The sequence below is a fragment of the Chryseobacterium lactis genome (assembly GCF_003815875.1).
Taxonomy (GTDB): domain Bacteria; phylum Bacteroidota; class Bacteroidia; order Flavobacteriales; family Weeksellaceae; genus Chryseobacterium; species Chryseobacterium lactis.
In genome coordinates this window covers 3,449,876-3,474,552 of sequence record NZ_CP033924.1, presented here as the reverse complement: position 1 = coordinate 3,474,552, position 24,677 = coordinate 3,449,876, and the positions used below count along the sequence as shown (strand labels likewise).

Genomic DNA, 24,677 nt, shown 5'->3' with positions numbered 1-24,677 from the left:
ATAAAAAATAGTTTTTATCAGTTCAAGCAGTTCTATGAGCTATCAGACTTAAAAAACATTTACACTAATTCTTGGTGCTGGGGAATTATATAATAAAGGCTACCTCAAAATTGAGATAGCCTTTTCCCTCTATAAAAAAAATAAATTTTTCTTCCGTCTCTATTAGATCCTGTTGAGAGACTCATTTGTGTTATTTCTTAATTACTTTGTGTTATAGATCTTTTTACTATTTCTTCTATTAATGATTTACATTCCTTTTGCCAGTGAAGCATCATTGATCTGGCTTCCTAATTTACCTTCTTGATCTACCCCCCCTGCTATATTGATTTCATAACTTCTAACATAGGTCTGATTTCTATAGCCCAAGCTCTCATCAATAATTTTTCTATCTCCATTAATGTGTATTTTTTCATGTTTATTCCCTGATTATTTACAGAGAAAATTGTTTACCTAAGCATCTGGGTTAATTATCAAGCTAAACTTTCCAGCAAATGTATATTTTATAATTTCAATAATGGAATAAAGGTAATACTACACAGGTACAACGTGCGCATAACCAAAAGAAATACAACACATTAAATGAAATAATTCTTATATTAAGGCTCTCAATAAAAGATTTGTTCACAAAATGTAAAAATCAATACAAAATCGCTACAAACAAAAGAGTATATAGTGAACAAATAGTATAAAAAATGTATGATTAGTTGATGAATAAAAAAACCAGAAAGTTTAAAAGAAGATAAATATCAAGGTTTATCAATAAAAAAGTTAAAAATTCGGAGTCAATCACAAAAATCTAATTATCAACAATTTAAAAAAAAATTCAACAGCTGTAGTATTCATGTAGTAGGTCTTTTTTTTCTTATTTGCTTAAAAATTTTCAAATTTGATAAAAGACCACTGAAAAAAACAAGTGGCGAAAAAAGAATATTTCGAATACTGTCTGATGTGATGAATCAGACAGTTTTTTTTTAATATAATGCATCCAAAAACTGATAGATATCCGTTTCAGTCGGTATATTCAATTTTTTTCGAATTCTGTATTTTTTTTGTTGAACCGTTCTATGCTGAATATGAGCATAACTGGCAATTTCTTTAGAGGTAAAATGCAACTTTAACATGGCACAAAAAGTTAATTCTGAATTTTCAAGATCAGGATTAATCAGTAAAAGTTGTTCTATAAATTCAGGATAGGTTTCTTTAAAGTGAGTTAAAAATGTTGGATTATTTTCTTTTGCCATCTCCATCAATATTTCCTCTTTTTTATTATTCATTTTGGATTTAAGCTCTTCTGATTCTATCTTAAGTGCTTTCCTTCTCTTTCCCAAATAATTTATAATTCTCCAGGAATATATTCCTAATAACGAAAGGCCTGCCAGAGACAGAAAAACCACCCATCGTACCTTATTTTCATGTTTCTCAGAATCCTTTTTTGCACCTGTAATAAAGGACTCCATATCTTGATTGATTGTTGCCAGTACGGATGTATTTGTTTTTGAATAAGCATCTGTATAAGCCTTTAGATAAAAATAGGCCTTGTCTTTATCTCCTGTATTCTCATACACTTTCCGGAGATCGTTGTAGATGTACTTCCCATAATATGCATAAATGCGTTTGGTTTTCTCATTTATTTTCAACGCCTGCTTAAGGACTTCCTCAGCCTTACCATACTGTTTATCAGCCAAATAATATTCTCCCATAATGGTATTGGCATACAGTGCGATCCCATCTTCTTTTCCTCTTTCATTCGTTTTATCATAGGCACTCATTATGTATTTATACGCTGAATCTTTATTTTTTCCCATATAGATATAATCGCTGATGGCACAATCTATATAGCCTGTATTATCCAGTTTTCTTGCTTTTTGAAAATATTTTAATGCTTCCGTATCTTGTTTCTTTTCCATAAGATAAGTCGCCTGCCGAAGATAAATATTGAATAAAAGATTATTTTTAAGTTCAGATTGACCACTTTTTTGTATGTACTTCAAGGCTTCATCATTATATAAAAAGGCCTTATCAATTCTTCTGAGTTCCAAGTTGAAACGTCCATACACATTATAAAATCTTGCTTGATGAATATTATTCTCGGAATCATTGAGAATTTCCTTTGCTTTGTCAAGAAGAAGTTGAGATTTCTGATAATTTTCCAATGAAATATTAAGTTCAGCCAAATTGATATAGCATAAAGCTTTTCCTTCTTCATACTTCATTTCATCTGCTTTTTTATAATATTTTTTGTTGAGATTAATGAGAGAATCATAGTCTCCGGAAAGGCGAAATGCCTCATTCTTCTTCATTAGGGGAGCATCAAATATTTTCTCATACTCCTTTTGAGAACGTTGGTTACACGAAACTAAAACAACGAGTAAGATAGAAAGGAAAAAACGTATCATAGTGCTTTCTATTTTTAAACTTTAATTACCAGCATAAGTTATTATTAAACATCAATTTCCAGACCTATATTCTTATTTTCTTTAAGAAATTTGATCCAAATTTTATTCTTTTAAATTATCAAAAAAAACATAAATATCTTCATCACCCTGAATATTTAATCTCTTTCTGATCCTGTATTTTTTCTGTTGAATAGATTTGTGCTGAACAAATGTATAATCCGCTATTTCTTTAGATGAAAAATGTAGTTTCAACATTGCACAAAAAGCAAGCTCTGAATTTTCAAGATCGGGATTAATCACCAAAAGCGCATTGATAAAACCAGGATTCAATTCTTTAAATTTCATTAAGAATGAAGAATCATTTTTCCTTGCAAGTTCTGTTACTTCATTCAATTTTTTATGGTATACAGTACTTTTTAACTCATCAGTTTCCTGTTTTAAGTTTCTCTTTTTAGCTTTCTGATGCTTTATTATTTTCTGAACATATATTCCGGAAAAAGTAAGTGCAGCAATAGATAATGCCATGAATAACGGAAGATCACTTTTATGCCAATTTGATTCTTTTTTTGTTTCTAAAATGAACTCATCAGTAGTTTTATTCATCGTTATAAATCTCTCCCGATCCAGCCTACCCTCCTCATCCATATACTTCTGTAAATAATAATAAGCCTTGTTTCCATCATTTTTCTTTTTATAAACCTCGGATAAAGATTTGTAAACTCCACTGATGTGAGAAGAATAAGTACGTCTTGTTTTTATATTAATTTCCAATGCTGTTTTAAGCTCTTTTTCTGCTTCATCAGTATTATTGATTTCATTATAGTAATACCCCATGGTATAATACACCCAGAGAGATTCTACATCACTGGTTTTCTGACGAAGCATTTTCTCATCTGCTGCGGAAATATATTTCCCGGCATCAGCTAATTGATGTGTAAACAGATAATACTGAGCAACCATACAATTGGAATATGCCGAGTTTTCTAATGCATTACCTCTAAGAAAACTCTTTAAAGAGGTTCCCATCCATCCTTTCCAGGCGAAGTAAATGCCACGATTTATGTAGAGTCTTGGTAAAAGACTGTCATTGAGTTCTGTTTTTTTTGCTTGTTTTAAATAATAAAACGCTTTATCGTTGTATTGTATAGCTTTGTCATATGACTTAAGATGAGAATAATATAAACTGTAATCGTTATAAAATATCGCCCTGTGATAAGCATTTTCTGAATTAATCAAGTCTTTTTCTGCCTTATTGAAAAAGAAAGCTGCTTTTTCATAGTTTCCTGCAGAAACGTTGACTCCGGCTATATTGAGATAACAAAGGGCTTTTCCCTCCTTGTATTTCATTTTGGCAGCCTTTTTAAGGTACTCTGAATTAAGTCTGATAAGAGCTTCATATTGCCCGGAAAGCTGAAGATCTGAATTTTTATTTAGTAAAGACACGTCATAAGCCTGTCTCTCTTTATCAGGAGATTTTTGATTGCATGAAATCCAAGAAAATAATAACCCTATACAAAGTATATAGATTATAATTTTTCTCATGACTATTGAATATTTATTTTTATTTTCAATGGTTGCCAAATTGTATTGTTTCATCATCAATTCCAACATTTTTCATTGTGTGTTACCTAATAGCTATAAAACATTATACAAGGTTATTTCTAAATAATTTGTTTTTTGCCATGGGTTCCTGTTATAAATATACGTAATTATCAACCTAATATGCAAAAGCATTATTAATCTTCAAAAAAACACAATATATCTTTCTTTAGGGATAAATATCTAAAGAAAAATAATTTCAGTACTATATTTCGTTTTAATTTTTCATATTCTCTGACTTTCTCTTTCTGGCAAAAAAAATAACAAATCTTATTAAGCCATATCGTTAGAAATAAAATAAATTATTTGCATTTTTGCCTATTATTACCTACCTCAATGATCATGAATATTGAATATCGCAAGCTTTTGCCTGAAGAAAGTAAAATGTATCGAAAAATCCGGTTGGAAAGTTTAGAAAAATTTCCTGAAGCATTTGGTGCCAATTATCAGGATGCTCTGAAAATAGAAAAATTTAGAATTGAAGAAGATATAGAAAATGAATTACCTGAAAGATTCGTATTTGGAGCATTTTCTGATGGTGACCTTATTGGCATCTGTACTTTTGTGAAAGACGAAAATCAAAGAGGAAATCTTTATCAGATGTATGTGAAAAAAGATTTTCAGGGAAAAAATATAGGATATGAACTGATCCGGAGAATTATTAATGAAATTAGAGGCCATTTTAATGATCTTGAAATTTTCTTGGAAGTGGCTCCTCACAATGAAAAAGCGTATTCTTTGTACAGAAAAACAGGCTTCAAAGAGGTAGTCAATAAAACAGGAGGATCAGCAAATGGATCTACGATGATGCAATATTTCATTGAGAATTAGTACATCATAATTTATAGGTTCATAAAAACAAAAAAAATCACCAAAATCGGTAATTCTTTTTGTTTGTGAACTCATTCTCGAAGACCAAAATATATTCACAGCAAAAGGTAAACATTAAAGTAAGACAACAGTCCCGATATTAATTTTCCCTTTTTAATAGATCGTTTTTATCTAACCATTCAAGAGTAAAAGAAATGATTGAAAATAAAATTGACTTTAATAAGTTCTGCTTTAAAATATTTTTATTTTAAAATAGGGATTTCAATAAAACTGTCGTTAAACCATTTGATGTTCAAAGGTTCCCTGCCATCAAGAATTGTTTCCTCACTAACCTCTTTACCTGTTCCATAATTAAGCTGAGAAAAAGGATTTTTATTAACATTAAGTACAATAGCCAGCCTGCTTCCTTTTTGGAGTTGCTTGCTTATCAGGTGGGTATTTGAAAAAGGTATTGTTTCTTTTTTTCCAGGGTTCAGTAGAGCGCGATTGGTGGGGTCTTTTGCATAGCTTGCGCGACCAATATAATAAGACAAGTGAAAATATTTACCCTCCGTAGTAACTTCATATAACGTGACACCTATATCAAGATCTTTTTTATTACAGATTAAATTGATTTGTCCAAGAAAGGAGCCATTAATAAGAAAAGGCTCTTTAAAGGGTTCAGTTACAAAAATAAAACCATTATCATCAATATTGTCTCGAACAATTGGGTCCGGATAATAATTGTTATTCATGCTCTTTCGGTCGGAAAAATCAACCTCTTGTTTAAAATATTCTGAGTTTTTCGATGGATGAGAGCTTAAAGAATAGAATTTACCCGATTTCTTTTTGCTCAAATAGAATTTCAGATATGTATTGTGCATGGCATCTAAAGAGGAGGCACTACTCCATTGGTCTGTACCTATAATCTGATAATTAATTTTATCTCTTAAAAAATTAGGTTTTTTACCACTTTTTAATATGAAATTAAACCATTGATAAGTATAGTCTTTGATATTAAATCGGGCCACGGGATCTATTTTATATCCATTGATCAACTCTTCACCTCCGATCTGAGTCCCAAAATGTCCATAAGGTCCAATCACCAGATATACTGGGGTCTCCGGACTATATTTGTTAAGTTCCCGTAAATAGTATAGGCTTGAATTTTGGGAATCATTATAATAACCATCAAAAGCCAAAACTGGAATTCTTATCTGAGCAAAATCTTCTTTATAGGGAGCCATCTTTTGCCAGTAATCATCAAAATCAGGATGGTTTATCCAGCGTTGAAACAATCTGTTGGACGCTCCATCAATACTGTCCATTTTTGTATAGGCTGCTCCGGATTCCCACCATTTAAACATCATAGTTCTGAACCGGTTTCTATTGTTACCGGTTTCTGTATCCAGATATTTGTTGTTGCCAACATAAAAAGACCATTCATAATTTGGGTTGATAAAAATGTTATTTTCCATAGGCAGTCCCATTCCAGGTCGGTTAGCAACATAGGGAACAATAGTTTTCAGTGCAGGGTGAACTTTCTTGGTAGCAGCCCATTGTGTAAATCCATTATAACTTCCTCCGTACATTCCGACACTTCCATTACACCAGGGTTGTTTACTAATCCAGTCAATAACATCGTAGGTATCGTTTCCATCGGTTTCATATGGATATATTTCATTGGGGCTGTATCTTTTACCTCTTGTATAAGCAATCACACCAATATAATCTCTATCTACAGCATCTTTAAGCGATTCTAAATCCCTGTCTTTATCACGAACATAAATGGTAAATTGCAGTATAACAGGTTTAGGTCTTGTATCACCTTTCTTATGAACAGCAATAGCAGAGAGCAAAGCGCCATCACGAGTTCTGATCATAATGCTATCCTGAATATCGTAATCATCATCTTTATTACCGAGACTTAGAGATAATGTCTTTTGAGCATTAACATTAATCACAGCCAATATAATAAACAACAAAATAAAAATTGTTTTGTAACTCATAAAAACGGATAATTTTGATTAACAGCTATTTGTTATAAGACAATTATATCCCCAATTTATTACATATAATGGAGCAAAATATTTAAAATGATATTCTGATCGGAAATATTTACTCAGTAGTCCATCTTATCTATCAGAATAACAACAAATTAAGGAGCAAAAAAAAAGGGACAAATCTAGCTTTTGTAGATTTGTCCCGATAAGTGACCCGGCTGGGATTCGAACCCAGGACCCATACATTAAAAGTGTATTGCTCTACCAGCTGAGCTACCGAGTCGGCCAAGTACTTTTTCAAGTAAATCCCTTTGTTTAAGGGACTGCAAAGATAGAAATTTTTCTTTTAACTCCAAGTTTTTTCGCACTTTTTATGCGAAAAATTCCATATTAATTTTCAAAAAACTAAACGCAGGAATGGATCACATTAATCCAAATTTTCTTAAGTATCTGTTTATGAAATTATTTACAACTTAAACGGTACGAAAAACCTTCGCATACCGTTTAAGTTGTACTTTATTATTTTAGAATAAAAAAATGGTTACCCGCCATAAGTTTTGACTCTCATTTATTAAAATTAATACTAATTTGAAAAAATCACCAGAGAAGCGGCGCTTTGTCTCCTCTTTTATTTTCTGCGTAGTACAACGAAGGAAGAGCTTGCGAGAGATAGGTAAACTCACTGTAGCAATGTTCCATCAAGCCAAAACCAATTTCGTCCGGTAGTTGATGATCTGTATTTGCAGTTAGTGCACCAAGAAAAAAATGGCTTCTTAATGTACATCCCTGGGTAGTATCCCGGGCAACATGTATCATATACCCATCTATAGGATCACCATTGATATCTGTAGGCGTATTCTCTCCAAAACCAATTCTGCCATAAACGACCGCACTCACATTTCCATTCGCATAAGATTCTTTTAAAAGATCAGGATTAAAAATTTCAGCCGGAGCATGGAATTTGATCGTAGCAGATACAGGAGGAATATTCCCCAGTGATTCTGTAGCATGGATGGTCGCTCCGATATAATTTTTATGTTTAATCCATTGATCATCCCAGCCGCCATGTTCAACATGATCGTGCGGATGCCATAGCTTTAAATCTGCCGTTGTTTCAAAATAGGTAAACCACCAATCCAGCATTCTGCCCTTGCAATTATGCAGAACATTTCTCATCGCAACGTGCAGCATTCCATTATCCAATCTTTTGATACCAGCCTCAAGAGCTATTGGTTTAGGAGATAAAAGAGTGTCTATATCCTTAAACATCAGCTTTTCAATTTCTTTTGTCAATTCCATAATTAACTTATTTTATGTGTGAATTTTTCGACTGGAGTTTTATTCCTGAGAAATAATCTTCCTTCAGTCTTAGGACAAAGTTAGATGAGACCACAATAAGTTTACTTGTACAATCTCCTAATCCAGTTGTACAATTTGGAAATGTTATTACATTGAAATGTAAAGTTCTAAGTTTTATGGATTCACATGATGATTTTTAAAATCTTCGGGTGATTGTCCTGTTTGCTTTTTATAGAATCGGGAAAAATAAGCCGGATCATCAAAATTTAAGTTAAAAGCAATTTCCTTTATGGTCAGTTCATCGGTCATCAACATTCTTGTGGCTTCAACAGTTAGTCTTTCATGCAGCAGTTGGGTCAGTGTCTTATTCATTTTTTCCTTAAGAATCTGATTGATCCTCTTTTCACTGATTCCCATTTTTGAAGAATAAAAATCTGCTTTCCGTTCCGATTTATAGTATTCATCCATCAACATGATAAACTGATAGACCCGCTTTTGATTGATATCCTGATACAAAAAATAATTTTGGCTCATCCGGATCAGGTTCAAAAGAAAAACTTTCAATAACGATTTTAAAACCAGATAAGTTCCCATTGGATTATGATATTCTTTATCGATCAATAGTCTCAGGTATTGCAACGTTTCAGTTGTTTCATTATCCAATCCGAAACCGGTATATTGCCCATGCATATTGAAAAGATTGAAAACGTCTAATGCATATTCTTTATTATCCTCTTCCAGATACTCTCTTTTAAAAGCAATGACACAGCCTTTTTGACCCTCCAGATTCAGTTTTGTAAAGCGATAAGGCGGGATCAGGTATATATAATGACTTCCATCGCTATCCTTTGAGGTTTCTCCTTCATAATTTATTATCCAGATCATTTCGAAAAAGTCGGCGCGTTGGGGATTCAGAAGATAATTGTCTGGCAAATTGGATAACTCAGAAAAAATAAATTTTGAAGAATCAATGGGGTGGATAAATTTCATATGCCGGGTCAATTTTTATGAAAACACACAAATATACAATACTCCTGTTTTAAGATACATAACTAAAAAAGAGCTATCAAATTTTGATAGCTCTTTTGCTTGTGACCCGGCTGGGATTCGAACCCAGGACCCATACATTAAAAGTGTATTGCTCTACCAGCTGAGCTACCGAGTCGGCCACTTACTTTTTCAAGTAAATCCCTTTGTTTAAGAGGCTGCAAAGATATACAAATCCCTTTTAAATCCAAACTTTTTCGAAGATTTTTACTCTAAAATTTTCATCTATTTTCTTAAACGCTTGTTTATAAAATATTTACATTAAATATTTTTTTTCCATGTATTAAATGAATTTTGGTCACACCCCTGCTTTTCTCATCCTTACAGAATATTTACAGAGATCAACTGTATACATCAGCTATTTTATGGAATTTAATCAAGAGTATATTTAAAATAGGTTTCGGCGGCTTTCAGCCGCCGAAACCAACCCCACTAACAATCATAAATATTAACCTTCACATTTTTCAAATTATTGATATTCGAAGAGCTCAATAATGGTTTCTACCACTTCTTGTCCCTGATGCTTTCCTACAAGATAAAGAGCAGCGTCAATTCCTGCTGTAATCCCTGCCGTTGTAATCAACTGTCCTTCGTCAACATAGCGTACACCTCTTTTAACACTACTTGCAGGATTATGTTGTTCCAATGCATCCAGCAGCATACTATGGGTGGTAATATCATAATGATCAAGTATTCCTGTTTGGGATAAAAGCATGCTTCCAGTACACACCGTAAAAATAACCGTCCCATTATTACTATGCTCTTTTACCCAATTCAATACCTTATTCTGGAAATCATCATCAGTAAGATATTGCATCACCTGATCAGGGTTGGTTCCCGGAATTACGATTATATCAGGTTTTGGAGAGGTAATTATAACGGCATAGCAATGATAGCTGCCCGGCTATATTACATTGGCTTTTACGAAATTTCTGGCTTGACCACAATGAAAGAGACTGCCTTTACCAGACAGTCTCTAACCACTCTAACTATAAAATTAGCTGAACCAGCTACACTCTTTTTAGTTTAAAAACAAAGTTTACCTATCCATTCCATCCTATGCTGGAGATAATCTTCTGGATTTTAAGTACAGTGCGGTTCGGTTTAAATAAGGAAAAATGAAAATTAACAGTAAAACACCGGCTAGTAGCCATACCATCATCTCATAATAATCCATAGCAAAACGCACATGATTCTGAATATTAACTTTTCCAATTAATAGTTTTTGAGAAGCTTTTACAGCATGATCTTCAAGCATTCCTTTTGCAGTAAGTTTACCTGTCTGCCGATGTAAAAAATTTTTAACTGCAGGATCTACAGCACTCAAATGATCCTGAAAAGCATTATAGTGACGGCTTTTTTCGAAAAGTTCAAAATAATTGATTAATGCAATACTCGCACAGAATCCAAGATATCTTACCGCAAGTGCCGTTGCAGCGGCAGAAGGGCCGATATAAGCAGGAACTGAAGATATAATGTAGATAATGGTAGGAACCATAATTAACCCCACTCCCAATCCCTGAAGAAATAAGGGAATATAATAATTGAATTCATCGGCCTGAACATCAAATGAATAGTACATTAATGCATGAAATAGCAGCAACATCAGAAAACCAGGACCCCAGATATATTGGATTCTCTTTTTCTGAAGCACCATACAACAAGCAATAATAACTCCCACTACAAGCCCACAAAGATTAAAAATATTAATATAGGAAATATAAAACGGGTCAAGATGCAGCTCCGTTGCAAAAAAGTTGTTGGTAATTCCGGAAGCAAACCGACAGATATACATGACAAAAAGAATCAACAAACCAACTTTAAAGTTTCGGTATTTAAAAACCCGAAGGTCGATATAAGGCCTTTTAATCGCATTCTGACGAAATACAGATATTGCTGTTAAAACAATAATTCCTATGACACTTCCCATAATCCGGTAGTCTTCCAGCCAATAATATTCCTGGCCGAAAATCATGATATATCCGATCAAAACCAGCATTGTACTAAAAACTGCAAAACTTTGCCAATCCAGTTTATACAAATGGAATCTTGCACCGGTTCTATAATTACTCATCATAAGAGTCAGGAAAACAAGTCCGGGCAGATATGAAAATATGGCAGTCTTATAAACAATATTAAAATTATATGAATCAATAAGATCTGCCGTAATCAGGTTATTGAAAGGAGTTGCACAAATCAGAATTCCGAAGAATACTGAAAAACTGATCTCCCGTCCTCTTTCACTGTTCAGTCTGGTAAATATCTGGCTAAGAGAAAGGTTCACATTTCCTGCAAATAACATTCCCTGGATAAAACGTACCGGGAAAAGAATATAAATTTCCTGAGTAAAATAACAGATCAGGCAAGCTACTATCTGTAACGTAGTAAATAACAGAAAATATTCCTTAGCAGCCAGAAAACTGAAAAACCGTCTTTCCAGACTGTAAAATCCTACATATCCTGCATAAAACAAAGCCACAGAAAACTGAATATCAGCGGGCTCACATCCATAGTACCCTGCTGCTGCATTCACATTTGCTAACGGTAGAAAGAAAATAATAATCCCGGGCAATGTCATAGCGAAAAGAATGATCTTGACTAACCATTCGGGAGCCCAGCTTTTAAAAAAAGGCATTTTTCTATTAGCCATTAGAATGCTTTTTATTAGCGTACACATTGACATTCATTCCCAGCTTCAGGATATCAATATCTTTTCTTTTTCCGTCTAATCTGATTCTTACAGGAATACGCTGTACAATTTTCACGTAATTTCCTGTTGAATTATCAGGAGGTAAAAGGGAAAAGCTTGAGCCCGTGGCCGGCGAAAGAGAAATAATAGTACCCCGAAATTCTTTATCAGGATAAGAATCAGCAACAATTTTCACCTGATCTCCAATATGCATCTCCTTAATTTGAGTTTCCTTGTAATTGGCCACTACCCATTTATCAGTTTCGTTATTGACAATAAAGGCAAGTGTTTCTCCGGCATCAATCATTTGTCCCACTTCTACGGTTCGTCTCCCCATTCTACCGTCATAAGCTGCAACAACTGCCGTGTAGCTTACATCCAGCTTATGTCGGTCTAATAAAGCTTCCAGTCTGGAAATTTCTGCTGCTACCACTGTTTTCTCTGCCTGAATATCATTAATTTTTGATACAGAAGCGGCATAATTATCCTGAGAAGATTTATACTCACTTTCATTGACGTCCAATGTGGCTTTCACATCCTCCAATCGTTGCTTTGTTGCAGATTCTTCATTATACAATTTTTCATATCTGTTATAATCAAGTTGCTGTTTCCACACTTTTGCCTTGCTGGCATCTACCTGAGCCTGAGCTGAAGCGGCTTCTTTTGCCGTAGTCCCTGTATTGCTTTCCAATACTTTCAGTTGTGCACGGGCTTTCTGAAGTGCTGCCTGGGTTTGTTTTTGTTGAAGAACATATTCACGGTTGTCGATCAATAAAAGAGTATCTCCTTTTTTAACTTCCTGGTTTTCTTCAAATTTTACGGCAACAATGAATCCACCGGCTCTTGAAATAACGGGGTTTACGTATTCCTGAACCTGAGCATCATTGGTTTGTTCATAACGATAATAATTTTTAAGGGTAAAACCGCCCCAAACAACAAGTGCGGCTACAATAAGAACTGAAATCCATCCTGTAATCTTTGTGATCAATCTATCGGTAGGGGTATATTTTTTTTTCATTGTATTATAAAGTGCCTGTAATATTTTGTAGTAAATAATAATTGTTTTGTGCCATTATCTTTGCAGCTTCCAGCTCGAATTTGGTTTGAAGGAGCTGTATATCAGCATCCAGCAGTTCGGTAATCAATGAGGTTTGATTGAAATAAGTATTTTTTATGATTCTTGCATTCTCCGTAGCCTGGGTCACATTGGTTTCCGCAACCTTGATCTGTTCGAGCGCTTCTTCATATCTCAGGTAAGCTTCTTTCACCTGTTGCCTTACTTTGTCTTCCGTATCTTTATGAACCTCTTCTTCTTTTTCAAATTCCAAAGCCGCAGCCTTTACTTTTTGAGTATTGTGATAAAGGGATGATATGGAAAAAGATGCTTTAACACCTACTATTCCCAACGAATACCAATACGGGTTATACGGATACAGAAAAATCTGTGGGTTGGCATAATAAAACTCTCCGTACATTCCTATTTTAGGGCTTACATTGGCTTTTACCTGCTTAAGTTTAATCTTACTTAATTTAGTCTGCTGTTCTGAAACATGGAAATCAAATGAATGATCTAATGCCAATGTTAAATATTCTGCATATGTTGTATTTTCATTCCACTGACCGGATGGAGCTTCAGGAATAATCACCTGTTCATCAGGAACGCCTAAAATAATATTCAATTTCTGCATTGCAATAAGAATATCATTTTCAATGGTAGTCAAGGTCATTTTACGTTTTGATAATTCCAGTTCTATTCTTAATACATCACTTTTTAAAACTACACCATTTTTATAAAGAGCCTGTATTTCTTTAAGTTGCACCTTTTGATCGGCAATATCCTGTTGTATCAGATTCTTAAAAATTAAAGTCTTCTGGAGTTCAAGATAAAGTGCCGCTGTTTTGTAGTGAATATCAGAAATTGATTGTTCTTTCCTGATTTCTTTCACTTTCTGTAACGTCTGATTCTCTTTGATTTTGAGATTCAGTTTGTTTCCGTTATAAATATTCAGATAAAAATCGGCTCCTGCTCTGTAAAGAGTATGGATCACTTCATGTTGAGAAGGCTTTGAAAATATTCCGTTTTCGTAAATGGGAATATTGGAGGCCTTTTCCACAGATCCTTTCACTCCTATTTCGGGAAGCCGTTCTCTTTTGGCATCTTTTACTTCGGCTTCAGCAATGTCTACGTTAATTGTGTTGATTTTGATATGACGGCTGTTTTCTTCAGCTCTTTGCCAGGCGTCCTTAAGAGAGAGACGCAGCGTATCATGTGCTGGATTGCCTGTCTGAGCTGATATAATGCAGGAAGTCCCCAGCATCAGCAATCCGGTAAGATAAATTTTCATCGGGATTTTTCGAATTATTGCAGTGCAAATTTACTCTGCAATTCCCTGAATATTTTTATCTAAAATAGTCAAGTTTTACATGATTCCGGCCAAATGATTATATTTGCATTTCTATACTATTTATTTTTTTTCATGGGATTAATTGCTGCACTTCCGGATATCGACAAACATGATAAAAGTGTATTTGTAATGCACGAGAAATCAGAAAAACTGATTCCTTTTCATAAGCATACCAAAGGCCAGCTGAGTTATGTAGAAGGCGGTATCGCTTATATTACCATCAATAACAGAACCTATGTGGTACCCGCCAGACACTTTTTCTGGATTCCTCAGGGGATGGAGCATATTTTAGAAATAGGACATTCTGCAACCGTTTTACGGTCCCTTTATTTTTACGCGTACGATGATGAAACCGATCCCTTTTATGGTAAACTCGGAATTTACCCGGCTTCAGAATTATTGATTCAAATGATCAAGTACACCGAAATATGGGATGAAAAGCATGTGACTGCCAAAGATGAAAATTTTGAATTTTTAATGGCTTTAAAAAAAATACTGCCTAAAACACACAAACAACCTCTCCCGATTATTCTTCCGTCTACCCATAACAAACAGATGATGAAAATAGTATCTCATTTGGAACAGAATATTGGTGAAAAACATACGCTGACAAATGTAAGCACCAGATTCGGCCTGAGTGAGCGGTCTATGTCACGGCTATTCAAGGCTGATATGGATATTTCTTTTCTTCAATATCTGAAAACATTGAGAATTATTAAAGCCATCGAACTTTTGTTAAATACCGATAAACCGATCAATGAAATAGCAGACGATGTAGGCTATAGCTCGATCAGTGCCTTCAGTGATACATTTCACGAATTTACTCAATCCAGACCCTCTGATCTTAGAAAAAGTAATAAAGCTTTTTAATACCGGATGCCCTGGAACCCTTCTTTCCCTGATCTTTATCAACCTCCATAAAAATAAAAGACTTTTTTATCTTTTATTTAAAATAAGTTTATATCTTTGTCCTGTAAAATTGATAAAAAATGTTTTCCAAAACTTGCGAATACGCCTTAAGAGCTTTAATCTACATCGCCCAGCAGTCTAAAAATGAGGGAAGAGTTGGGATTAAAGACATTTCTAAAAGCATCAATTCGCCGGAACATTTTATCGCTAAAATTTTGCAGGATTTAAGCAGAAAAGGATTTGTACAATCTGCCAAAGGTCCCAACGGGGGATTTTATATGGATCAGAAAAACCGGGACGTAAGCATTGCCGATATTGTTAAAGAAATTGACGGCGACAAACTCTTCACAGGATGTGGTCTTGGACTTGAGCAATGCTCTGAAACGCATCCGTGTCCCCTTCATGATCAGTTTAAAAGTATCAGACAAAATCTTCGCATCATGCTTGAAACTTCTAAAATACAAGCATTCGTCGATGATCTTGATTTAAGTGTAACCTATCTTAAGAATTAAAAAAATTTTATTTAATAAAAGATAAAAAGGTCTTAATGTATTAAATTAGAAAAAAATGAAATTATATGTCAAAAATCCAATTGTATTAGCACTTTTCTGTGTAATGGCAGGAATGTTTATGACGGTCAGTTTTTTGGAAACACCCATGAAGTTTCAGGTGCAGGGAATGACACTTCCTGTTGCCTTAGAATTAGGAAAACTGATGTTCGCAATTTCAACCAATATACAGGCAATACTTTTGATTTTGATTGTCATTTCCATGCTGATGAGTCGCAGCGTCTATACCAAGGTCGATTTTTCAATCATTAGCATTTTGATTTTCATTCTCCTTTTAGAAAAGTTCTGGATGCTTCCGGTTTTAGATGAACGCGTTGATCTGTTGTTATCAGGGAAATCTCTGTCTCCTACTCCACTGCATGATTATTTTATTGATGCAGAGATAACAAAGGCTATTATGATAACAGCTGCCATTTTTTTCCAGTTTAAAAAAGCAATTTAAATCAATCTATTATGAAAATACGATGTATACATACTATTATCATTCTGAGTTCTTCAGTAATCCTATGGTCTTGTTCCAACAAAAATGAAACAACGCCAATCCCTATACCGGTGCCCGTCACAGAACAATCAACTCAAGCGCCTGCAGAAATCCCCGCTCCTGTTGTTTCTGCTAACACTTCCGGTAATGAAGGATTACAACTGATTGAAGGAGCCGACTGTCTTGCCTGCCATAAGATAGATGCAAAACTCATCGGACCTTCTTATCAGGAAGTTGCTAAAAAATATACCGATGCAGATATTGACCAGCTGGCTCAGAAAATTATTGAAGGCGGAAAAGGAAATTGGGGAGACATCCCGATGACCCCTCATGAAGGACTTAGTAAAGACCATGCAAAACAAATGGTTAAGTATATTCTTTCCCTAAAATAACAAGAAAAATTTTTAAAATAATAAAAGATAAAAAGGTATTATATTATGAACACAAAAACAGACTTTATCGGAAATATGGTAGCAGAAGACTTCAGAACAGCAGCTATCTTTAAAAAACATGGAATCGATTTCTGCTGCAAAGGAGGACGAACCATAGAAGAAGCATGCAGCAATAAAAAGCTAAGCCCTGAAAAGATCTATGAGGAGCTGGAATCCCTTCCGGGAAATGAAGGATCCTCCATTGATTTCAACAGTTGGCCACTGGATCTTCTGACCGATTATATTGAAAAAACACATCACCGGTATGTAGAAGAAAAAACTCTGGTTTTACAGGCTTTTCTTGATAAATTATGCAAAGTTCACGGCAACAGGCATCCTGAATTGTTTGAAATCAATACTTTGTTTAATGAGTCTGCTCATGATCTGGCAGCTCATATGAAAAAAGAAGAACTCATCCTGTTTCCCTTTGTAAGGAATATGGTTAAAGCCAGAATATCAGGTCAAGCGCTTCCACAAGCTGTTTTCGGAACTGTAGAAAATCCGGTTCATATGATGGAGCATGACCATACTGTGGAAGGAGACCGCTTCAGAAGAATTGCCGAAATCACCGGCGAATACACTCCTCCCGCAGATGCCTGCAACACATACAAAGTAGCTTTCGCCATGTTACAGGATTTTGAAAACAACCTGCATACCCATATTCACCTGGAAAATAATATTCTTTTCCCCAAAGCAATCCGACTGGAAAAAGAATTTGCTGTTAATCCTTAAAACTGACCGGAATGACTCCTAAAAAACTTTGGAAATGGCTTGCTATAGTCATGATCGCTTCATTTGCGGTATTACTATTTTACGGAAATGAAATTTACAGAAATATACCTCCAATTCCTGATAAAATAACGACTACGACCGGAAGAACACTTGCTACCGGACAAGATATCAGGGACGGCCAAAATGTCTGGCAGTCTATCGGAGGACAAACAGTAGGAAGCATTTGGGGACATGGTGCCTATATTGCACCGGATTGGACTGCAGATTATCTCCACCGGGAATCACTTATTTTACTGGATGAATTGGCAAAAAAGGATGGAAAAATCTATAAAAACCTTCCGGATGATGAACAGGCAAAATACCAGGTATTGCTGAAAAAAGAACTTCGTATCAATACCTATGACAGGAATAAAAATGAAATTGTTTTTTCTTCTGAAAGAGCAAAGACACAAGAGCAACTGGCTCTTTATTATTCCAGATTATTTATGAATGATCCTTCCATGGCCCGCTTGCGTGATCAATATGCAATCCCGAAGAATACGATTAAAGATTCAGGAAGAATGGCAAAAATGAATGCTTTTTTGGCATGGAGTACATGGGTATGCATCACGGAACGGCCCGGAGAAAAGGTTACCTACACCAACAACTGGCCTCATGACGAATCTGTGGGGAATGTTCCTCCTCCATCACTGCATTTATGGTCCGGCTTCAGTATATTACTGCTTCTTGCCTGTATTGGTCTTCTGGTATTTTATCACGCAAGAAATAAAGAAGAGGAAATCAGTGAAGAACTTCCTCACGAAGACCCTCTCCGGAATATGAGCCCTACCCCTTCGATGAGAGCTACTTTAAAATACATCTGGGTGGTGGCACTATTAATTCTGGTTCAGATGCTTGCAGGAGTTGTCACAGCTCATTACGGTGTAGAAGGAAGTGGATTCTATGGAATTCCTCTGGATGAGTTTCTTCCACAATCGGTTTCCAGAAGCTGGCACGTACAATTGGCCATATTCTGGATTGCCACGTCATGGCTGGCTACAGGCCTTTATATTGCCCCGGCAGTTTCAGGACACGAACCCAAATATCAGAAACTTGGAGTTAATATATTATTCGGAGCTCTATTAATTGTTGTATTAGGATCTTTAACCGGACAATGGCTGGGTGTCATGCAGAAATTAGGGTTAGTGGATAATTTCCTGTGGGGACACCAGGGATACGAATATGTGGAACTGGGAAGAATATGGCAAATTCTATTACTCATCGGGTTGATTCTGTGGTTAGTTTTAATGGTGAGAGCACTTCTTCCTGCTTTACGACGTAAGGATGGCGACCGCCATTTACTCCTGTTATTCACTCTTTCTTCTGTAGCAATTGCCTTATTCTATGGTGCAGGATTGATGTATGGAAGACAAACCCATATGGCTATTGCTGAATACTGGCGATGGTGGGTGGTTCATCTTTGGGTAGAGGGGTTCTTTGAAGTTTTTGCCACTGTGGTAGCTGCATTTCTGTTTACACGACTAGGTTTATTACGGTTAAAATCAGCCACCAATGCGGTTTTATTCTCTACCATTATTTTCCTTGCAGGAGGTATTTTAGGGACTTTCCACCATTTGTACTTCAGTGCTACTCCAACTGCAGTATTGGCTTTGGGAGCGACTTTCAGTGCGCTGGAAATTGTACCACTTGTTTTAATCGGATATGAAGCATATCAAAACTACCAGCTTAGTAAATCCACCCGGTGGATTCAAGCCTATAAATGGCCGATCTATTGTTTCATTGCCATGTGCTTCTGGAACTTTCTCGGGGCAGGGATTTTCGGATTTGCAATTAATCCACCCATTGCGCTGTATTATATTCAAGGTTTAAATACAACTGCCGTTCATGGCCACGCTGCTCTGTTTGGCGTATACGGAATTCTGGGAATCGGATTAATGTTGTTTATGTTAAGAGGCCTATATCCGGACAGACAATGGAATGATAAACTCATAGGCTGGGCATTTTGGCTGACGAATATCGGATTGTTGGTGATGGTTACCATCAGTCTTCTTCCTATAGGAATTATGCAGTCTGTAGCTTCTATTAAAGAAGGATATTGGTACGCGCGCTCAGCAGAATTCATGCAGACAGACATCATGCATTTTCTAAGATGGATGAGAGTTCCCGGAGATATTTTACTGGCCGCCGGTGAGCTGTTACTGGTGATTTTTATTATCGGTCTGAAGTTTGGCTGGTCTTTAAAAGAAAAACGTTAATCTGTTTTATCATTTAAAATCTCCTGGATTTATAAGAATAAAAGTCTTTAAACATGATGTTTAAAGACTTTTATTTTACTTTCAGGTCGTTATTGTGTCGCTTTTATTATGGCAGTAGTGATCTGATTTTCTTTCTTTTTAGAATAGGTAGAATCAAAAGGTTCCATTACATCAAACAGATACTGGTAAAAAGGGGCAATCTGTTGTACATTTTCAGACTCTTTTATTGCTTTTTCCTTACCCATCTGGTGAAGTCCTTTTATAAAAATATTGAATTTCCGATCAATCGGCTCAACAGATTTAAGGAGATAAGCATATGCTTTTTGATGTTGGTTCAGTGTTTTGTAAGCATCTGTAACCGCTGCTACCACAAGAGCGTATTCCATAGGTTTTGGCCTCATCTGCTTGCGTGCTGCCCGTTGAAAAGAAGGTGAAAGTTTTGCATAATAATCATATTCTTCAAATATTTTCTTTTTAAGTGTTTCTGCCAGTTTCAATCCTTTTTCTTCCTGTCCTGCTACAATATATCCGGTAACAATCGAACTCAATGACCGTGGATCATTGTACTTTTCAACAGGAATTTCTTTAGAAACAAGATCCAGCAATTCCAGTGCTTTCGCTTTTTGCCCACTTGCCACAAGTGCCGAAACAGCTCTGCTTACCGAAACTCTGTAACTCAAAATATTTGAAGTCGCTGTTTCATCATAATAAATACCGAGATCTTTAAAATTCCCCCATCTGAAATTTTTCACTACCTGATATAGACCATTTGCATCTACCCTGCCTTTATCACCATCCGGAGCCTGAGGCGTGTGAATAGGAACCAGCCTGTAGCTGAAACCGTCAAACTGAAGATATTCATCCAGATAAAAGATATTTTCACCTTCATACATTCCTCCTGAGGAGAAGCTAATAGGGCGTTTCCAATCAAAATTTGCCAGCAAATCAAGCATCATCAGGTTATTTTTGAAAAGCGTATTGCCTTTGTAGGTAATGGTAATCTGATCTACAGCCTTTGAAAGGTCTGCAGGATTGATGATTCCCGACTTTATGGCATTTTCTTTGTTAACCGGAAGAGTAAATTTGTTAACCGGAAGAATATTAAACCCTTCGTACTTTTCTTCCCCGAAATACATTTTCAGAAGTTCGTCTTTTTCAGGAGATTTTAATTTAATAAAATCAATCGCTTCCTTCATGGTTAATGAATCCTGGGTAAGAAATTTTCTGAATTCCTGAAAAGCTGTTTCAGGAGCACCCTGCTCTTTCAACATAGCAAAAAGCCCTTCCCAATCTTCTTTCTTCATCAGATATACCTGGTCATTGATGCTATCTCGGTAGTCTTCATGGGTTAACTGACCCGGAATTCCCATCGCATTGTACGTTCTTCTTTTTACCTGATCAATACTCCATGGCATGGCCAATAATGTAAAATTAACCGTTTTAACATCACTCCTGAATTGTTCCGTTTCCTGAATCGCCCAGACCGGAAAAGTATCGTTATCTCCATAAATGAAAATAATATCATTTTTAGGCAGAGATCTCAGGAATGAATAGGCATAATCCCTTGCTGCAGACTTTTTACTACGATCATGAGACGTATAGTTTTGAAAGCCCATCATGAAAGGAATACCCAGCAATACAACTCCCAGTATACTATTGCTGACAACTGACTTTATTTTAGATTGAAAAAAACATAGTACAGCTCCGGCTCCTAATCCGATCCAAATGGCGAAAGCATAGAATGAGCCGACCATTGCATAATCTCTTTCTCTCACTTCAAATGGCTTCACTCCTGTGTAAAAAACAATTCCTACGCTGGTCAGAATGAATAATGAAAGAAGTGCGTAGAAACGGCCAAAATCTTTATTTAACTGGAAAAAGAAACCAATCAAACCTAAAATCAATGGAAGGAAGAAGAATTTTACGGTACTTTCATTGTTGAATTGGGCCGGCATTTGATCCTGATTTCCCCACAATGTATTATCAATGAAAGAAAATCCTGAAATCCAGTTGCCACGGGTATTATCCATATACCCCTGAAGATCATTCTGTCTCCCAACAAAGTTCCACATCAGATATCTTACAAAGTAGTAGCCATTTTGGAATGTGATAAAATAATCCATATTCTGGGCAAGAGATGGTTTTTGCACATTGATGAGATCATAAGGCTTTACTTTGAGATAATCTGCAGCGGTAATAGAATCGTCTTCATATTTCGCCCTCAATTCATTATAAATCTGCTTTGCCTGCGGGTTATCTGCCACCTCTTCATTCGCATCATTAAATGTGAAATCAGGCGCTCCATACATTGCCACATAATTACCCATAACGTCTTTGTCCTCATTGAACATCCTGGGCATAAAACTGATCTGAGATTTGCTAAACACATAATTGAAACGGTCTCCGGTTTTTATATACCTTCCGCTCTTCTCATCTTTCTCATAAATATCACCGGTTTTCTCTGTTTTATAGCTTCCGTCTTCATTTTTTTCAATTCCTTTCGCATCGAGAAAAGCGGTGTAATTTTGGCCGTAGATAGTTGGCCAGTCTCCATACTGAACTCTGTTGTAATAATCTCTCATCCCGATTGCCGTATCAGGATCATTAAGATTCATCGGAGGATTGGCATTGGCTCTGATCGGAATTACCATCCAGCATGAAAAACCAATCATCATAAACACGAGAGATAAAGCAATCACCTGATAGAGCTTCCGTTTTGCTTTTCTTGTATACTTAATGATGAAGTAGCTTAGTATAATCATTAAGACAAAGGCAACAACGGTCCCCGAATGGAAAGGAAGCCCAAGCCCGTTGACAAAGAAAATTTCCAGTTTCCCAAACAGGGTCATAACGAGAGGAAAAATAAGTTTAAATACAAATGCTAAAATGATCAGAGTAATTACATTAGCAGCGGCAAAACTCTTCCAGGAAAACTGATAATTTCTCGCATAATATACCAGGCACACCGCCGGAATGGACAGCATACACATCATATGTACCCCTACGGAAAGTCCGATAATAAAGAAAATCAGGATGATCCACCGTTCATTATCCGGTGCTTTATACTCGTTTTCCCATTTGGTAATGAGCCACACCAACAAAGCAATAAACATAGATGCCATAGAATAAACCTCTCCTTCTACTGCTGAAAACCAGAATGTGTCTGAAAAAGTAAAACACAAGGCTCCAATCACCCCGGCGAATAGAATTGAGATCTGTTGGGATTTGTTTATTTCTTCAAAATCTTTTTGTAAAAGTCTTCTTAAAAAGTGGGTAATCGTCCAAAACAAAAACAGAATCGTCAATGCACTGAATAACGCTGACATGGCATTGATAACAATCGCATAATTCTGTTCGTTTCCCAATGCAAAAATACTGGCCACGGCTCCCATAATCTGGAACAAAGCTGCCCCCGGAGCATGTGTTACTTCAAGCTTTACAGCTGATGAAATATATTCCCCACAATCCCAAAAGCTCAGAGAATGCTCAATGGTAGAGAGATAAGTAATTAATGCAATAGCAAAAAGGAACCAACCCAATACGGTGTTCCATTTTTTAAAAGACCAGTTTTTCATATACTATTTTCCAATAATTAATAGACAATTGATGGAAAGGGTTTATTACATGAAAACTTAAAGATTACCTTTTTTTATATGAAAAAATCTTTTAAATATAGAATCTGACAATTATTTTTTGTCAAAACAATTGATTTATTTTTTAATATGTATTATTCAATCCCCCATCCAAAGGAATACTTGTTCCTGTAAGATAGGCTGAGTATTCTGAGGCAAGAAAAGCAACCAGATGCCCATATTCTTCGGGTTTTCCCAGCCGTTTCATTGGAATTTTATTTTCTCTGGCTTTTTTAATTTCTTCTTCGGTCTTTCCGGTTTGCTGGGCTTCGTGGTTGATCAGATTTTGTATTCTTTCTGTATCAAAATATCCTGTAAGAATATTGTTAATGGTAACCTGATGTTGCGCCACCTCGTTTGATAATGTCTTTGCCCAGGCAATGACCGCTGAGCGGATCGAGTTTGAAAGAGCCAGATTTCCGATAGGTTCTTTCACCGACAATGAAGAAACATTGATAATCCGGCCGTTTTTCTGACTGATCATATGAGGCAAAGCTAATAAGGTGGTTTCACAAACGGTTTTAAACAGCAGATCGAAGGCTTTTTGGTAGTCTTCTACTTTTTTATCCTGTGCCAGTCCCGGTTCCGGGCCATTGGTATTATTCACAAGAATATCGATGGAATGGGTAGCAAAAAAGGTCGTTATAATTTCTTTATAATTTTCAAAATCAGAAAAATCGGCAACCAGGTATTGGTGTTTCTGATCGGCATTCACAACAGGCAAAGAAGATACTATATTCTGCAGTTTGCTTTCATTACGGGCCATTACGGTAACGTTGGCTCCGCATTTTGCCAGTTCAATGGCTATTCCTGCTCCTATTCCCTGAGTGGCTGCTCCTACTAAAGCGTTTTTTGAAGAAAGTTGAATGTTCATATGCTTGCTAATGATTTGTATAAATGTAAGAAAAAACCTTCAAAAAGATTTTGAAGGTTTTTATGCTGAAATTATTTAACTACTGTTGCTTCCAGTTCTACAGTGAGGGTTTCAAATAAGCCGGTTACTTCAAGCATCGTAACTGCCTGCTCAATCTGATGTCTGGTAATCCACTCCTGGAGAATCGGAAAATGAGGCCAAAGCTCCCGGGTAGAAGTGGTATAGATATTTAACCTTACTATTCCGCTGCATTGGTAGCCTGCAAAAGTAATAACCTCTTCCAGGTTGGCAATTGCCTGTTCCAGCTGCGATTTCATATCCTTATCACTGGATGTTCCGTCAGGATCGATGGCTGCCTGACCTGAGCAGTACAAAGTACTTTCTGCATTTTTCACTTCTACAGCCTGGGAATAGCTTCGCTCTTCCTGCCATTTCCACGGATTTACTGTTCTTTTTTCCATTGTCTTCGTTGAATTTTATTAAACATTTACCCTGCAAAATTGCAGAACATATGTCCTAAATTCATGTGATCGGAATCACCATTAT

Annotated in this window: 19 protein-coding genes and 2 tRNA genes; 7 read left to right on the top strand and 14 right to left on the bottom strand. The window is 35.9% G+C overall.

Annotated elements, in window-relative coordinates; all coding sequences use genetic code 11:
- Positions 1-971 precede the first annotated feature (971 nt).
- Both EG342_RS15390 and EG342_RS15385 read right to left on the bottom strand, forming a co-directional pair.
- Entirely contained in the window at positions 972-2,396 is a 1,425-nt protein-coding gene (locus tag EG342_RS15390) for a tetratricopeptide repeat protein (protein ID WP_123868108.1), read from the bottom strand.
- Between the two features lie 102 nt (positions 2,397-2,498).
- Positions 2,499-3,938 (bottom strand): tetratricopeptide repeat protein, encoded by a 1,440-nt coding sequence (locus EG342_RS15385; RefSeq protein WP_123868107.1) that lies wholly within the window; start codon positions 3,936-3,938, stop codon positions 2,499-2,501.
- A gap of 399 nt (positions 3,939-4,337) precedes the next feature.
- On the opposite strand from EG342_RS15385, the gene EG342_RS15380 reads away from it, so the two are divergent.
- Positions 4,338-4,826: a GNAT family N-acetyltransferase gene (locus EG342_RS15380; protein ID WP_103293454.1), complete on the top strand. Its 489-nt coding sequence runs from the start codon at positions 4,338-4,340 to the stop codon at positions 4,824-4,826.
- Between the two features lie 242 nt (positions 4,827-5,068).
- On the opposite strand, the gene EG342_RS15375 is transcribed toward EG342_RS15380, so the two are convergent.
- The 9 genes from EG342_RS15375 to EG342_RS15335 form a co-directional block, all read right to left on the bottom strand.
- Entirely contained in the window at positions 5,069-6,814 is a 1,746-nt protein-coding gene (locus EG342_RS15375; protein WP_103293305.1) for a CocE/NonD family hydrolase, read from the bottom strand.
- A 204-nt stretch (positions 6,815-7,018) separates the two neighbouring features.
- Positions 7,019-7,091, bottom strand: a tRNA-Lys gene (locus EG342_RS15370).
- Positions 7,092-7,405: 314 nt separating this feature from the next.
- Entirely contained in the window at positions 7,406-8,107 is a 702-nt protein-coding gene (locus EG342_RS15365; RefSeq protein ID WP_185126918.1) for a DAPG hydrolase family protein, read from the bottom strand.
- A gap of 174 nt (positions 8,108-8,281) precedes the next feature.
- A complete protein-coding gene (locus tag EG342_RS15360) occupies positions 8,282-9,097 on the bottom strand; it encodes a helix-turn-helix domain-containing protein (RefSeq protein ID WP_103293306.1) in 816 nt (271 codons plus the stop codon).
- A gap of 102 nt (positions 9,098-9,199) precedes the next feature.
- A tRNA-Lys gene (locus EG342_RS15355) sits at positions 9,200-9,272 on the bottom strand.
- Positions 9,273-9,623: 351 nt separating this feature from the next.
- Positions 9,624-10,007 (bottom strand): DJ-1/PfpI family protein, encoded by a 384-nt coding sequence (locus EG342_RS15350; protein ID WP_260232377.1) that lies wholly within the window; start codon positions 10,005-10,007, stop codon positions 9,624-9,626.
- A 204-nt stretch (positions 10,008-10,211) separates the two neighbouring features.
- On the bottom strand, positions 10,212-11,804 hold the full coding sequence (locus EG342_RS15345; RefSeq protein ID WP_103293308.1) for an efflux MFS transporter permease: 1,593 nt from the start codon (positions 11,802-11,804) through the stop codon (positions 10,212-10,214).
- Positions 11,797-12,861 carry an HlyD family secretion protein gene (locus EG342_RS15340; RefSeq protein WP_103293309.1) on the bottom strand — a complete coding sequence of 355 codons (1,065 nt, stop codon included), beginning with the start codon at positions 12,859-12,861 and terminating at the stop codon, positions 11,797-11,799. The genes EG342_RS15345 and EG342_RS15340 overlap by 8 nt, the downstream gene beginning before the upstream one ends.
- Positions 12,862-12,865: 4 nt before the next feature.
- Positions 12,866-14,188 (bottom strand): TolC family protein, encoded by a 1,323-nt coding sequence (locus EG342_RS15335; protein ID WP_103293310.1) that lies wholly within the window; start codon positions 14,186-14,188, stop codon positions 12,866-12,868.
- Between the two features lie 132 nt (positions 14,189-14,320).
- Between EG342_RS15335 and EG342_RS15330 the strand changes: the two genes are divergently transcribed.
- The 6 genes from EG342_RS15330 to EG342_RS15305 all read left to right on the top strand — a co-directional run bounded on the left by EG342_RS15330 (position 14,321) and on the right by EG342_RS15305 (position 19,625).
- A complete protein-coding gene (locus EG342_RS15330) occupies positions 14,321-15,118 on the top strand; it encodes a helix-turn-helix domain-containing protein (protein WP_103293311.1) in 798 nt (265 codons plus the stop codon).
- Between the two features lie 119 nt (positions 15,119-15,237).
- Entirely contained in the window at positions 15,238-15,669 is a 432-nt protein-coding gene (locus tag EG342_RS15325) for an RrF2 family transcriptional regulator (RefSeq protein WP_103293312.1), read from the top strand.
- Positions 15,670-15,724: 55 nt separating this feature from the next.
- Positions 15,725-16,168 carry a hypothetical protein gene (locus tag EG342_RS15320; RefSeq protein WP_103293313.1) on the top strand — a complete coding sequence of 148 codons (444 nt, stop codon included), beginning with the start codon at positions 15,725-15,727 and terminating at the stop codon, positions 16,166-16,168.
- Between the two features lie 11 nt (positions 16,169-16,179).
- Entirely contained in the window at positions 16,180-16,599 is a 420-nt protein-coding gene (locus tag EG342_RS15315; protein WP_103293314.1) for a c-type cytochrome, read from the top strand.
- 45 nt (positions 16,600-16,644) lie between these two features.
- The gene (gene ric / locus EG342_RS15310; protein ID WP_103293315.1) at positions 16,645-17,370 is read left to right on the top strand and encodes an iron-sulfur cluster repair di-iron protein; all 726 of its coding nucleotides are present in this window, start codon (positions 16,645-16,647) and stop codon (positions 17,368-17,370) included.
- 11 nt (positions 17,371-17,381) lie between these two features.
- The gene (locus tag EG342_RS15305) at positions 17,382-19,625 is read left to right on the top strand and encodes a nitric-oxide reductase large subunit (protein ID WP_103293316.1); all 2,244 of its coding nucleotides are present in this window, start codon (positions 17,382-17,384) and stop codon (positions 19,623-19,625) included.
- Between the two features lie 89 nt (positions 19,626-19,714).
- Here EG342_RS15305 and EG342_RS15300 read toward each other — a convergent pair whose 3' ends face one another.
- From EG342_RS15300 to EG342_RS15290, 3 genes are all read right to left on the bottom strand, one after another.
- Positions 19,715-23,200 carry a glycosyltransferase family 117 protein gene (locus tag EG342_RS15300; protein WP_103293317.1) on the bottom strand — a complete coding sequence of 1,162 codons (3,486 nt, stop codon included), beginning with the start codon at positions 23,198-23,200 and terminating at the stop codon, positions 19,715-19,717.
- 142 nt (positions 23,201-23,342) lie between these two features.
- Complete coding sequence (locus EG342_RS15295) at positions 23,343-24,131, bottom strand: SDR family oxidoreductase (protein ID WP_103293318.1); 789 nt, start codon at positions 24,129-24,131, stop codon at positions 23,343-23,345.
- Between the two features lie 71 nt (positions 24,132-24,202).
- A complete protein-coding gene (locus EG342_RS15290; protein ID WP_103293319.1) occupies positions 24,203-24,592 on the bottom strand; it encodes a RidA family protein in 390 nt (129 codons plus the stop codon).
- Positions 24,593-24,677: the final 85 nt, after the last annotated feature.